Raw genomic sequence first — 12,941 nt, forward strand, 5'->3', positions numbered from 1 at the left:
GATCGGATCTGTTCGGTCCATGCAAATTATGGATTGTCTGTTAGAAAGTTGGCCTGCAGTCGATCCGGCCAATCCCTCCGGACGAGGTATCGCTGAAAATCGCGCAAATTGGCGCTCGTAACCCGCCGCGCTGATCGTCTTAATCAGGGTGATCCTCACTGGAGGATACACTTTTTCACTTAGGTTCTCACGTTTACGCAAGTTGCATTCACAGGCGGATCAAGACCAGCCAGCCAGTCGCCTTGCGCCGATGATTTGTCGCTGCGCGGCAGGCGGAGGCTCGGCTGCCTTCTTGCCACCAACACCCCCATCAAAAACGCTACTATCAGCGCCGGCAGCGGCGCCTCGCGCACAATGTCCGGCCAATGCTGCTCCGGGACCAGTCTCGGCGATCGCAGGTTGGGTGCCGCCTCGATATCCCAACTCGAGGCGAGTTCGGCGATCTCGCTTTGCGCCAGCCGCACGCCGCCGCGCACCCTGAAGATCGCCGCCTCCTCCTCGCCCGTTTGGTGCGATCGCCATCACCGTCGCGACGGAAGTGCGCAACGTCATCTCGCCGTAGCCTTGCAGCCTCACCGATTCTTCGGGGGCTGACGTCACGCGAAAACCCTCACAGCGCCAAATCTTCACAGCGCAAAGTGGCGCGCGGGAGCCGAATACCGCCGCCGCGCGCAAGACCGGCGTGGACGCCGCGCCTGCCACGGCGCGAGCGCGACGGGTTGGCGTCCGGTGCAGCGTCTCGGTCGCCCGCGCTGGTAGATTCTTGACGAGGGCGGTGATCCAGCCGTCGCGGCGCTTCGTTCCGTACGGGTCGATCGCAACTGATCGGACGATGGATGCGCGATATCGCGTGCACCCATTGCGTCGGCATGGATGAATCACACCTGGAGAATTTGATGACACCCGCAATTCGTTCGCTCGTGGCCGGAGCGGCCATGGTCGCTGGTCTGCTTGGTCCATCCGTGGCGCGTGCCGCGGACATCGTGGACACGGCGGTTTCAGCCGGTTCGTTCACTACGCTGGTGACAGCCGTGAAAGCTGCCGGTCTTGTGAAGACGCTCAAGGGCAAGGGCCCCTTCACCGTATTCGCGCCCAACGACGCAGCCTTCGCCAAGCTGCCGCCCGGCACAGTCGAATCGCTGTTGAAGAACAAGGCGAAGCTGGCGGCCGTTCTGAAGTATCACGTCATTCCCGGCCGCGTGAAGGCTGCCGACGTCGCCGGCAAGTCGCTTCAGGTGGCGACCGTTCAAGGCCAGCCCGTCAGCGTCGACGGAAGTTTCGGTGTCCGCGTCAATGACGCGCACGTCATCCAGCCGGACATCGAGGCCTCGAACGGTGTCATTCACGTCATCGACACGGTTCTGCTGCCCCCGGCGCGCGCCAAGAAGATGCACCATTGAGACGACCGACTATTGCGTACCTGGCCGCTGCGGCGGCCAGGTATCGTACTTAACCGGCCAGTTGCCCTTGTTGTTGAGTGATGTTGCTCATCACGCGGATGGCTTTACCGCCGCGCCACCAGCACCCCCACCATGAACGCCACCATCAGCGCCGGCAGCGGCGCTTCGCGCACCATGCCGCGCACGATGTCCGGCCAGTGCCGGTCCGAGGATCGGCCCGGCAATCGCAAATCACCAGTCGGTTCGATGCCCCAGTTCGATGCGAGCTCGGCGATCTCGCTTTGCGCCAGACGCACATCGTCGCGGACGCGGTAGATCGCGGTCCCGGAGCGGTCGCGCGGCGCGAGCAGCATCAGCGTGGTCACGGCCGTGCGCAGCGTCATCTCGCCATAGCCTTGCAGCCGCACCTGCTCCTCGGGATCGGACGTCATGCCAAATTCCTCACTGCGCCGAATTCTCCACAGCGCCAAATCTTCACGACCCAAGATGGCGCGCGAAGGCGAAGGCCGCCGCCGCGCACAGGACCAGCGTGGATACCGCGCCGGCCACGCTGCGCGCGAGATGCGCTCGCGTCAGATGCCTGGTCATGATCGTGCTCCATGCTCTGCATGGCAATGGCGGCGGCGGAACTTGGTTCCTTGCGCGCGATGCGAATCGGCGGGCGCGTTCTACTTCCGCAGCAACTCGCTCAATGCCGCCGTCGCCTCGGCGCAGCGGAGGTCGTCGATCTCGCGCGACAGGCTGAGAGCGATCGCTCGCAGCTCTTCCAGCGTCGCGCTATCCGGATCTTGGTTTTCGAGCTGACCGAGACGCTTGTTCAGGTCGTCCAGTCTCGATTGGAGCTGCCCGATGCTGGCATCCCCATTCACTTTCCAAACGCGTTGTGCACGCATCGTCGTTCCCCTGCTAGTCTCACGGCCTTGTGAAAGCGGTTCGTGGCCGGAATGGGAGTTTGTTTTGTCCGGCTTCAGATCGTGGGGAACCGTTGCAGATTGGCAACGAAGTTCCCGAATCTCTCGGGCGCGGCCGCGCCGGCGACGCACGATGATACCGCAGGCACGGAATTTGATTGTGCCATCATCACGATGATGGGCCGAGCCGGCCTTTGGGCGCGGTGCGCCGCGCGACAAGCTCGGCCGGACGCACTCCGCAAGACGAAGGAATGACGCGTGACGAGATTTGTGACGATCGCAGCCGGCCAGCTCGGTCCGATTGCCAGGAGCGAGAGCAGGATCGAAGTGGTGACCCGCCTGATGGCTCTGATGCGCGAGGCAAAGGCGTGCGGCTGCGACCTGATCGTGTATCCCGAGCTCGCGCTGACGACGTTTTTTCCGCGCTGGTATTTCGAGGATCAGGCCGAGATCGACAGTTTCTTCGAGCGCGAGATGCCGGGGCCGGAGACGCGAGCCCTGTTCGATCTCGCGCGCGAGCTCGGTCTCGGCTTCTGTCTCGGCTATGCCGAGCTGGCGGTCGAGGACGGAATTGTCCGGCGCTACAACACGTCCATTCTGGTCGACAAAAGCGGCGCGATCGTCGCCCGATATCGCAAGGTTCACCTGCCTGGCCATGCCGAGCACGAGCCGTGGCGGAAATTTCAGCATCTGGAAAAGCGCTATTTCGAGCCGGGCAGCGGCTTCGGCGTCGTCGATGCCTTCGGCGGCGTGATGGGCATGGCGATCTGCAATGATCGCCGCTGGAGCGAGACCTATCGGGTGATGGGCCTGCAGGGCGTCGAGATGGTGATGATCGGCTACAACACGCCGGTGCACAATCCGCCCGCGCCCGAGCATGACGATCTCTCACTGTTCCACAACCATCTGGTGATGCAGGCCGGCGCCTATCAGAACGGCACCTTCGTGGTCGGCGTCGCCAAGGCCGGCGTCGAGGAGGGCGTCGACCACATCGGCGGCAGCTGCGTCATCGCGCCCTCGGGCGAGATCATCGCGAGATGCACGACCAAGGGCGACGAGATCGCGCTGGCGCGCTGCGATCTCGACCTCTGCAACTCCTACAAGCGGACCACCTTCAATTTCGACGTTCACCGCCAGCCGCAGGCTTACGGGATGATCGTGGAACGGAAGGGCGTGACGACGATGGCGGATGGAACGGCGGTGTCGCCGAAGGGGTGAGCGCTTGTAGCCCGGGTGAGCGTAGCGACACCCGGGAAACCCACGCACAAAGATACCGGATATCGCTGCGCTCATCCGGGCTACGGGACCGCGCCTGTGTCGCCCCTGTCAATCCACGCACGCAAAAATATTCCACTTTACCGAAATTCGGTTTCGGCGTATGTGTCGTCCATCCCGGCTCACCAAGAGGGCGACTTGTCGTCGTCATGTTCGCGAGCCGGGCTTGCGGTGGACGCGGCAGCGTCGGCATGAGAGGTGCGGGCAGGGCGGGTAGGCCCTGTGAGCCCGTAACCGCGTGCGGACGACGGCGCTGCTAGGCTCTGTCTCGCTCGTAAGTTTCCGGCTCTGTCGACGGAGTTCGGGAATACTGCGGCGACATGGCGGGCCGTGCGTACGGCAAAACCGTGTGGTCCTGGCCGTCGTTGCCACGGTCAAGCTGTTCGAAGATGTGCGCGAGCCCAACCGGGTGGACGGCATCGTCAATTTGAACGGCGAGGGAGGCCAGAAGGAATGGTCGGCTCCCGGGAGATCACGGCATAAGCCGTCCAGCCATCGCGCAGGGAAGGCCGAGTGATCGGCGACACCTGTATGCTGCTGTGCGGTCTTTTTTGCGCGTGCATTTCGCGCAGCGGACCGCGGGTGCCAGCCGGCACCCGGCCTTCCCTGTGCCCTCTTGGATTTAGAGGGTGAAAGATGAAGCAAAGCTCGGGCGAAATGCGCTGCGAGAACGAGAAGCCGTGTCTGCAAGCCGAACTGCCTGCCACAAGCCGGATCTCGTAGGGTGGGCAAAGCGCAGCGTGCCCACGCCTTGTTGCTCATGGAGGGAGATGGTGGGCACGGCGCTGTGCGCCTTTGCCCACCCTACGGCACCGCCGTTGGGATTTGCACTTGAGCATTGCAATGACGACATGGAGAGAGCCTACACCAAACTCCGCTCTCGTGCCCCGGACGCGGCGCGGCGCTTCTTCAGCGGTGCGCTGCAGGGCCGGGCCCATCCATCCGCATCGTGCCGTGTCGCGCTGGGTCCCCGCTCTGCGCAGCAACGCCAGGAGACGTTGCAGCTTGTCCGGGACACGAAATCCGTCCTGCTGATACGACCACCCGATCCCATCCCATTCACAACGACGTGTCTTTATTAGGAAACAATCATTCCCTATTATCCCGCAATGCAAAAGGCCGCCCGTCGATCCCGATCCGTTGCCCGTCCGCCCGGCCGCCCCCGGGAGTTCGACATGGACACCGCGCTTGACCGCGCCGTGCAGGTATTTCGCGAGCGTGGCTATCATGCGACCTCCATCGGCGACCTCACCGCGGCGATGCGGCTGGCGACGGGGAGCATCTACAAGGCGTTTCGCGACAAGCATGCGGTGTTTCTGGCTGCCTTCGAGCGCTATACGGCGCTGCGCCAGGAGCAGACCCGCAGCGCCGCCCGGCGCGGCACCAACGGCCGCGACCGGATCCGCAATGTGCTGCTGTCCTATGTCGCGCAGTCGCAAGGGACTGAGGGACGGCGGGGCTGCCTCGTGGTCGGCAGCGCGGTCGAATTGTCGGCGGTCGATTCCGTCGTCGCCGCCCGCGTCGGCGCCCAGCTCGAGACCAACGAAGATTTCATCGCCGGCCTCATTCGCGAGGGGCAGGCCGACGGCTCGATTCCCGGCCATGTCGCGGCCGACGACACCGCGCGGCTGATGATCTGTATCACGCAGGGCCTGCGTGTCGTCGGCAAGGCGCGCCTGCCGCTCGACGGAGCCCGCCTCGTCGGCGTCGCGATGAAACTGCTCGCCTGAATTCTTGTCCTGTTAGGGAATGATCGTTCCCGATCTCTCGGAGACTATGCGTCATGACGATGAATGCCACGATCGAGACCGTGCCCGGGCCGGATGCGGTGTCGCGGCGCCTGACCTTCGTGCTCGCCGCGGCCTGTGGCATGATCGCGGCCAATATCTACTACGCGCAGCCGCTGATCGCCCCGATCAGCGCCGCGCTCGGCCTGTCGCATGCGGCCGCCGGGCTGATCGTCACCATGACGCAGATCGGCTACGGCACCGGGCTGCTGCTGATCGTGCCGCTCGGCGATCTCGTCGAGAACCGTATCCTGATCTGCTCCGTCATCACGCTCGGCGCGGCGGCGCTGCTCGCCGCCGCGTTCGCCACTCATGCGTTGCCGTTCCTAGTCGCCGCGCTGTTCATCGGCATCGGTTCGGTCGCGGTGCAGATCATCATTCCCTATGCCGCGCATCTGGCGCCGGAAGCCATCCGCGGCCGCGTCGTCGGCAACGTCTCGACCGGCTTGATGCTCGGCATCATGCTGGCGCGTCCGGTGTCGAGCTTCGTCACGGCGGCGCTGTCGTGGCACGCGGTGTTCTTCGCCTCCGCCGCGCTGATGATCGTGCTGACGGCGGTGCTCTGGATGACGCTGCCGAACCGCAAGCCGGTGACGCGGATGCATTACGGCGAGCTGCTGCTGTCGATGCCGCATCTGGTGCGGGCCACGCCGCTGCTGCGGCGCCGGGCGCTGTACCAGGCCAGTCTGTTCGGCTGCTTCACCCTGTTCTGGACGGTGGCGCCGCTCCAGCTCGCGGACGCATTCGGCTTCACCCAGCGCGGCATCGCGCTGTTCGCGCTGGCCGGTGTGGCCGGCGTGTTCGCAGCGCCCATCGCCGGACGGCTCGCCGATCGCGGCCATAGCCGCGTCGCGACGCTGGTCGCGATGCTGCTCGCGGCCGTGGGCTTCCTCGTGACCTATCTCGGCGCGTCCGGCTCGATGCTGAACCTAGTCTGTCTGGTCGTGGCGGCGATCGCCATCGATGTCGGTGTCCAGGGCAATGTCGTGCTCGGCTTCCGCGCCATCTTCGCGCTCGGGCACGAGCACCGCAGCCGTCTCAACGGCCTCTACATGGCGACGTTCTTCACCGCCGGCGCGGCCGGCTCCGCGGTCGGCGCCTGGGCTTTCGCGCAAGGCGGCTGGACGCTCGCATCGGCCATCGGCCTCGCTTTGCCCGTCGCGGGCCTGCTCTATGCGGCGACCGAATAGCCGCCGGCCGGGCCCGATGGTGCGATGCGGCCGTTTACCAGGCCCCGGGGACGGGGCCCCTCGATGGCTGCGGCGCCGCAATTTTGATCTCGCGGTTTGCCTGCGGCTGTAGTACTTTGGTCTCAATTGGGCCCGGTCAACGGGCGGCGGGGGAGGCTGATGAGGCGTGCGGGTTTGTCTGGCGTACCGCGGGTACGGCCATGGTCGTGGCAGGCGTTCCTGTTCGGATTCGTGGTTGTCGCAATATCTGCCGCGCTTCAGGGCATCTGTGTCGCGTTCGGCGCAAAGCTCTATTTCGCGGCGTTCCTGCCCAGCATCTTCGTGGTCGGATTTGTCGCGGGCGCACCCGCGGCGGCGTTCACCGCGCTGCTCACCATTCCGGTGGTGTGGTGGGCGTTCATGCCGCCGTTCTTCAAGTTCAGCGCGCTCTCCAGCGCGAACGCGGATTCCATCAATCTGTTCTTCCTGCTGGCCGTGTTCCTGATCGGCCTCGCCGATCTCTGCCGCGAGACGATGCGGATCACCACGAGCGGCGGGCGGAAGCCTCCGGGAGACGGCGCGGCAACGAATCCGCAATAAATGGTCCACTCACGACCGTGCGCGTTGCCTGCGCGCAACAGTCCGGCAACCATCCGCGAACTCGCCGCGCGCCGCTAACTTTTCGAAAAAGATTTGGCCGCAATTTCTCCCCTGGGAATGACGAGGGAGTTTTCTGACATGAACGGCCAAATCAGCGGTCAGGCCATTTTGGAGAACGTGCGCCGTTACCGCGGCATCGCATCGCTCTATCGGCAGACCGCCGCATTCCGCCCGGGCCAGAGCTGGTCGCTGCTCGAGCAGGCGAGCGATTGGGAGGCGCGGGCGCTGCTGGAGCTCGAAGCCTATTTCGCGACGCGCATGGACTACGCCGCTCCGCTCGCAGCCTGATCGTTAACCATCGCTCACGATATGATCGTGAGATCGGGTGCGGGCACCGCGAATTGTCCGCCCCAGGCGCGAACCTCCGGCAGCTGGGCGATGATCTCGTCCTTCAGACTTCGCCGCCACCTTCGCCTGAAAATCGTGATAGCTCGCGGGCTGGTGAGCCCAGCGACGGCGTCGCGCTGACGCAATTGCGCAAGACCCGTGGCAATTACGGAGTTGTCTCACTGTCCGCCTGTGCTAGCAACGGGCCGATCGAAATCTCCTTCGCGTCGGCCGGGGCAAGCGATGACCACGTTCAACCGTATCTTCACGACCGAGCGTCTGCTCCAGATCATCGTGATTCTGGCGGCGACCGTCGCCATGAAGCTGATGAGCTGAATGCCGTCCGGTTATCGCGTGCCGAATTCGGGTACGTCGGGCAGATAGTTCGACCCTTCCGAGCCGAGAAAATCGAACATCGCCTGCGCCGGCGGCAGCAGCACCTTGTCGCTGCGTCGGATCACGTACCATTGCCGCACGATCGGCAGGCCGGCGACGTCGAGCACGACCAGCCGGCCCTCGGCGAGCTCGTGCGCGACCGTGTGGGCCGAGATGAAGGCGATGCCGAGGCCGGCGATCACGGCCTGCTTGATGGTCTCGTTGCTGCTCATCTCCATGCCGACGATCGGCTCGAGGTCGGACTTCTGGAACATGCCCTCCATCAGCGTCCGCGTGCCCGAGCCGGGCTCACGGGTGAGGAAGGTCTCGTGCACGAGGTCGGTCAGGTTGAGGCCGGAATCCTTCTCCAGCCAGTGCCCCTTGCGCGCGACGATGATGTGCGGATTGCGCCCGAGCTGGCGGACGTCGACGGTGACGTCGGCCGGTGGCCGACCCATCACCGCGAAATCGAGGTCGTAGCCGTGCATGGCCTCGCGGATCTCCTCGCGATTGCCGATGGTGAGCTTGATCTCGATCTTGGGGTACCGCTTGGAGAATGCCGCGATCGCATGCGGCACGAAATATTTCGCGGTCGAGACCGCGCCGAGATGCACGCTGCCGCCGGTCCGCCCCGCGAGCAGGTCGAGCGCGCCCTGGCAGTCCATGATGGCGGCCTCGACCGTTCGGCCAGCGTCAGCACCTCCTTGCCGGCCTCCGTCAGCAGCATGCCGTCGCCGGTCCGCTGCACCAGCGGCAGGCCGGCGAGGTCCTGAAGCTGCCGCAGCTGCTGGGTCACGGCCGGCTGGGTCAGCCCGAGATGGCCGGACGCCGCCGTCACGCTACCCTTGGCCGAGAGCGCCGCAAGCGAACGCAGCTGCCGGATCGTCAGGTGCCGGAGCTGGGCGGTCGCGTGGCCGGGGCCATTATAAGAAAATTCTTTGACGCTCATTATGATTAGAAATTTTCCTTATTAAGCTGCCCCTGTCAATCTCCTGATGCTGGGACTGACCGTACCGACCTCCAGAGGGGAGGGAACTGGATACGGCGACGGCAAAGGGGATGGAGATGACCGGGCAACTCAGGCTGGACGACCACCTTCAACGGTATTCCGAGACCGCGCCTCACGCGCTGACCGTCGCGGCTGCGGTCGATGCCATCGCGACAGCGGCGATCGGGATCGCCGACCTGATCGCCACCGGCGATCTCGCGGACGCCTCCGGCCTGACCACCGGCCGCAACAGCGACGGCGACGTCCAGCGCGATCTCGACGTGCAGGCGGATGCGATCCTGCGCCGCTGCCTCAACAAGCTGCCGATCGCAGCGCTCGCCTCGGAAGAGATGCGTGAGGCCCAGATCTGCGACCGCGAGGGCCGCATCTGCATCGCGATCGATCCGCTCGACGGCTCCTCCAACATCGACATCAACATGACGGTCGGCACGATCTTCTCGATCCTGCCCGCGCCCGATGATCTCGCGCTCGCCTTCCATCAGCCCGGCACCGCGCAGCTTGCGGCGGGCTTCGTCACCTACGGCCCGCAGACCTCCCTGGTGCTGACGCTCGGGGAGGGCGTCGACATCTTCACGCTCGATCGCAAGGCCGGCTGCTTCCGCCTCGCGCGCAGCGGCGCGCAGATCGCCGAGGGCTGCGAGGAGTTCGCGATCAACGCATCGAACCGCCGGCACTGGGATCCGCCTGTGCGCGCCTTCGTCGACGAGTGCCTCGCCGGCGTCGAAGGGCCCGCCAACCACGATTTCAACATGCGCTGGGTCGGCTCGCTGGTCGCCGAGGCCTATCGCATCCTCACCCGCGGCGGCATCTTCCTCTATCCCTCGGACGCGCGCCCCGGCTACGGCGACGGCCGCCTGCGCCTGACTTACGAAGCGCATCCGATGGCCATGATCATCGAGCAGGCCGGCGGCTCCGCCACGACAGGACGCGAGCGCATCCTCGACCTCTCGGCGCAGAACCTGCACCAGCGCGTGCCGCTGATCATGGGTTCGAGCAACGAGGTGCGCCGGGTCGAGGAGCTGCACTGCGATTCGCTGCTGGTTGCCAGCGTCTCAGCGCCGTTGTTCGCGCGGCGCGGATTCTTCAGGCTGTGAGGAGGGCGTCCGATGTCCAGGAAGCATCCCATCATCTCCATCACCGGCTCCTCCGGCGCGGGCACCACCTCGGTCAAGAAGACCTTCGAGCAGATATTCTTCGCGAAAAGGTCAACGCGGCCTACATCGAGGGTGACGCGTTCCACCGCTACGATCGCGCCGAGATGCGCGCGCAGATGGCCAAGGAGGCCGATCGCGGCAACAAGCATTTCAGCCATTTCAGTCCCGAGACCAATTTGTTCGAGGAGCTGGAGCGCGCGTTCCGCGACTATGGCGAGACCGGCACCGCGACGACACGGCACTACGTGCATGACGCCGAGGAGTCCGCGCTGCATGGCACGGCGCCTGGTACCTTCACCGATTGGAAGAAGCTGCCTGAGAATTCGGACCTGCTGTTCTACGAGGGCCTGCACGGCGCCGTTGTCACCGACAAGGTCAATGTCGCCCGTTATGCCGACCTGAAGATCGGCGTCGTTCCGGTCATCAATCTCGAATGGATCCAGAAGCTGCACCGCGATCGCAGCGCGCGCGGCTATTCGACCGAGGCGGTCACCGACACCGTCCTGCGGCGGATGCCCGACTACATCCACTACATCTGCCCGCAATTTTCCGAGACCGACATCAACTTCCAGCGCGTGCCGACGGTCGACACCTCCAATCCGTTCGTCGCGCGCTGGATCCCGACGCCGGACGAATCGATGGTCGTGATCCGCTTCAAGAACCCGCGCGGCATCGACTTCCCCTATCTGCTCTCGATGCTGCCGCAAAGCTGGATGTCGCGCGCGAACTCGATCGTGTGTCCGGGCGCAAAGCTCGACCTCGCGATGCAGCTGATCCTGACGCCGCTGATCATGCAGCTGATCGAGCGCAAGCGAAATCTAAAGTGAACGAGGGGAGAATCCGATGAACATCTCCGTCCACGCCGAAGCCGACCTCTACGCGGTCAGCCACAACGATCTCGCCAACGCCGTCCGCTTCCTTGCGGTCGACGCCATCGAGACCTCGCAGTCGGGCCATCCCGGCCTGCCCATGGGCATGGCCGATGTCGCCACCGTGCTGTTCTCGCGCTTCCTGAAGTTCGACTCGGCGCATCCCAACTGGCCGGATCGCGACCGCTTCGTGCTGTCGGCGGGCCACGGCTCGATGCTGCTCTATGCGCTGCTGCATCTGACCGGCGGCGATGTCAGCCTCGACGACATCAAGGCCTTCAGGCAATGGGCTCGAAGACGCCGGGCCACCCTGAATACGGCCATACGCCGGGCGTCGAGACCACGACGGGGCCGCTGGGGCAGGGCATCGCGACCGCGGTCGGCATGGCGCTGGCCGAGCGGATGGCCAATGCGCGTCATGGCGACGGCCTTGTCGATCACTTCACCTACGTGATCGCCGGCGATGGCTGCCTGATGGAGGGCCTCAGCCAGGAGGCGATCTCGCTTGCCGGTCATCTTCAGCTCGGTCGTCTGATCGTGCTGTTCGATGACAACGGCATCTCGATCGACGGGCCAACCTCGCTGGCAACCTCCGACGACCAGCTCGCGCGCTTCGCCGCCTCCGGCTGGTCGGTGCGCAGCATCGACGGACACGATCCCGAAGCGATCGCAAAGGCGATCGCAGAGGAGCGCGAGACCGCAAAGCCGTCGCTGATCGCCTGTCGCACCATCATCGGCTACGGCGCGCCTGATAGACAGGGCACCGAGAAGGCGCACGGTGCACCGCTCGGGACCGAGCAGACAGCGGCCGCGCGCCGGGCTCTCGGCTGGGACTATCAGCCCTTCGTGGTGCCGATACCGATCCTCAAGGCATGGCGGATGATCGGGCAACGCGGGCAGGTCGATCGGCTCGCCTGGCTCGATCGCTATGAAGGAGCGACGCCCGAGCAGCGCGACATGTTCGTCGAAGGCAAGGCGGTTGCCCTGCCCGCCGCCTATGCGCTGGCCGCGGCTAAATTGCGCGAACGCTTTGCGTCCGAGCGTCCGAAGCTCGCGACCCGGCAGGCCTCGCAACAGGTGCTCGACGGCATCGCCGGGACGATTGCCGGCCTGGTCGGCGGCTCCGCGGACCTGACGCATTCGAACCTCACGCACGCCAAGGTGCAAGTCTCCGTCAAGCGCGGGGCGTTCGCCGGCGACTACATCCACTATGGCATTCGCGAGCACGGCATGGCCGCCGCGATGAACGGCCTCGCACTTCATGGCGGCTTCATCCCCTATGGCGGCACCTTCCTGGCCTTCTCCGACTACAGCCGGCCGGCGATCCGCCTTGCGGCCCTGATGCGGCTGCGCGTCATCCATGTGATGACCACGATTCCATCGGCCTCGGTGAGGACGGCCCGACGCACCAGCCGGTCGAGCATCTGGCGGCGCTGCGGGTGATCCCGAACCTCCTGGTGTTCCGCCCCGCCGACGCGGTGGAGACGCTGGAGGCCTGGGACTGCGCGCTCAATTCCGAAGACCGCCCCTCTGTGCTGTGCCTCTCGCGTCAGGCGTTGCCGACCTTCCGCAGCGATGCGCGCGGCAAAAACCGTGTCTCTCGCGGCGCCTATCTCGTCGTCTCGCCGGACGGCGGCCGCGACGTGACGCTGATCGCAACCGGCTCGGAGGTGTCGATTGCATTGGAAGCCGCTCGTTTGCTCGCGACCGAGCACATCCGCGCGGCCGTCGTGTCCGCGCCTTGCTTCGCCCTGTTCGAGGAACAGCCGGACGAATACCGCGCCACCGTGCTCGGCACCGCGCCGCGCGTCGGGATCGAGGCGGCCGTACAGGGCGACTGGTCGCGCTGGATCGGCGCCGACGGCGAGTTCGTCGGCATGCGCGGCTTCGGCGCCTCGGCGCCGGCACCCGTGCTGTACCGCGAATTCGGCATCACATCGCAAAGCATTGCGGAAGCCGCCCGCCGGGCAATCGCCCGCAAGAGGCAATAAGCACACGACAATAA

General features: G+C 65.3%; 10 protein-coding genes and 3 pseudogenes. 9 read left to right on the plus strand and 4 right to left on the minus strand.

Annotated elements, in window-relative coordinates; all coding sequences use genetic code 11:
• Positions 1-179 precede the first annotated feature (179 nt).
• On the minus strand, positions 180-476 hold the full coding sequence (locus CIT39_RS09600) for a hypothetical protein (RefSeq protein WP_244607554.1): 297 nt from the start codon (positions 474-476) through the stop codon (positions 180-182).
• Between the two features lie 459 nt (positions 477-935).
• Here CIT39_RS09600 and CIT39_RS09605 point away from each other — a divergent pair, with 459 nt between their 5' ends.
• Complete coding sequence (locus tag CIT39_RS09605) at positions 936-1,400, plus strand: fasciclin domain-containing protein (RefSeq protein ID WP_094975860.1); 465 nt, start codon at positions 936-938, stop codon at positions 1,398-1,400.
• 104 nt (positions 1,401-1,504) lie between these two features.
• Here the strand turns inward: CIT39_RS09605 and CIT39_RS09610 are convergent, their stop codons facing one another.
• Complete coding sequence (locus tag CIT39_RS09610; RefSeq protein WP_094975569.1) at positions 1,505-1,831, minus strand: hypothetical protein; 327 nt, start codon at positions 1,829-1,831, stop codon at positions 1,505-1,507.
• Positions 1,832-2,068: 237 nt separating this feature from the next.
• Positions 2,069-2,293, minus strand: a complete 225-nt coding sequence (locus tag CIT39_RS09615; protein ID WP_094975568.1) for a hypothetical protein — start codon at positions 2,291-2,293, stop codon at positions 2,069-2,071.
• 276 nt (positions 2,294-2,569) lie between these two features.
• Between CIT39_RS09615 and CIT39_RS09620 the strand changes: the two genes are divergently transcribed.
• From CIT39_RS09620 to CIT39_RS09640, 5 genes are all read left to right on the plus strand, one after another.
• On the plus strand, positions 2,570-3,529 hold the full coding sequence (locus CIT39_RS09620; protein ID WP_094975567.1) for an N-carbamoyl-D-amino-acid hydrolase: 960 nt from the start codon (positions 2,570-2,572) through the stop codon (positions 3,527-3,529).
• A 1,166-nt stretch (positions 3,530-4,695) separates the two neighbouring features.
• Positions 4,696-5,316 carry a TetR/AcrR family transcriptional regulator gene (locus CIT39_RS09625; protein WP_094975565.1) on the plus strand — a complete coding sequence of 207 codons (621 nt, stop codon included), beginning with the start codon at positions 4,696-4,698 and terminating at the stop codon, positions 5,314-5,316.
• 53 nt (positions 5,317-5,369) lie between these two features.
• Positions 5,370-6,563, plus strand: coding sequence for an MFS transporter (locus CIT39_RS09630; RefSeq protein WP_094975564.1), 1,194 nt, complete (start codon positions 5,370-5,372; stop codon positions 6,561-6,563).
• 159 nt (positions 6,564-6,722) lie between these two features.
• Entirely contained in the window at positions 6,723-7,142 is a 420-nt protein-coding gene (locus CIT39_RS09635; RefSeq protein WP_094975563.1) for a DUF4118 domain-containing protein, read from the plus strand.
• 138 nt (positions 7,143-7,280) lie between these two features.
• Positions 7,281-7,490, plus strand: a complete 210-nt coding sequence (locus CIT39_RS09640) for a hypothetical protein (RefSeq protein WP_094975562.1) — start codon at positions 7,281-7,283, stop codon at positions 7,488-7,490.
• 386 nt (positions 7,491-7,876) lie between these two features.
• On the opposite strand, the pseudogene CIT39_RS09645 reads toward CIT39_RS09640, so the two are convergent.
• Positions 7,877-8,853 (minus strand): annotated as a pseudogene (locus tag CIT39_RS09645) (LysR family transcriptional regulator).
• A gap of 116 nt (positions 8,854-8,969) precedes the next feature.
• Between CIT39_RS09645 and CIT39_RS09650 the strand changes: the two are divergent.
• The 3 genes and pseudogenes from CIT39_RS09650 to tkt all read left to right on the plus strand — a co-directional run bounded on the left by CIT39_RS09650 (position 8,970) and on the right by tkt (position 12,927).
• On the plus strand, positions 8,970-10,007 hold the full coding sequence (locus tag CIT39_RS09650; RefSeq protein WP_094975859.1) for a class 1 fructose-bisphosphatase: 1,038 nt from the start codon (positions 8,970-8,972) through the stop codon (positions 10,005-10,007).
• 12 nt (positions 10,008-10,019) lie between these two features.
• A pseudogene (locus CIT39_RS09655) lies at positions 10,020-10,894 on the plus strand (phosphoribulokinase).
• Positions 10,895-10,910: 16 nt separating this feature from the next.
• A pseudogene (gene tkt, locus CIT39_RS09660) lies at positions 10,911-12,927 on the plus strand (transketolase).
• Positions 12,928-12,941 lie beyond the last annotated feature (14 nt).

This window comes from Bradyrhizobium symbiodeficiens (assembly GCF_002266465.3).
Classification (GTDB): Bacteria; Pseudomonadota; Alphaproteobacteria; order Rhizobiales; family Xanthobacteraceae; genus Bradyrhizobium; species Bradyrhizobium symbiodeficiens.

Coding starts and splice junctions, on each gene's coding strand:
- CIT39_RS09605 (WP_094975860.1), top strand. CDS start 936: ATGGTCGCTGGTCTGCTTGGTCCATCCGTGGCGCGTGCCGCGGACATC.
- CIT39_RS09610 (WP_094975569.1), bottom strand. CDS start 1,831: ATGACGTCCGATCCCGAGGAGCAGGTGCGGCTGCAAGGCTATGGCGAG.
- CIT39_RS09615 (WP_094975568.1), bottom strand. CDS start 2,293: ATGCGTGCACAACGCGTTTGGAAAGTGAATGGGGATGCCAGCATCGGG.
- CIT39_RS09625 (WP_094975565.1), top strand. CDS start 4,696: ATGCAAAAGGCCGCCCGTCGATCCCGATCCGTTGCCCGTCCGCCCGGC.
- CIT39_RS09630 (WP_094975564.1), top strand. CDS start 5,370: ATGACGATGAATGCCACGATCGAGACCGTGCCCGGGCCGGATGCGGTG.
- CIT39_RS09635 (WP_094975563.1), top strand. CDS start 6,723: ATGAGGCGTGCGGGTTTGTCTGGCGTACCGCGGGTACGGCCATGGTCG.
- CIT39_RS09640 (WP_094975562.1), top strand. CDS start 7,281: ATGAACGGCCAAATCAGCGGTCAGGCCATTTTGGAGAACGTGCGCCGT.
- CIT39_RS09650 (WP_094975859.1), top strand. CDS start 8,970: ATGACCGGGCAACTCAGGCTGGACGACCACCTTCAACGGTATTCCGAG.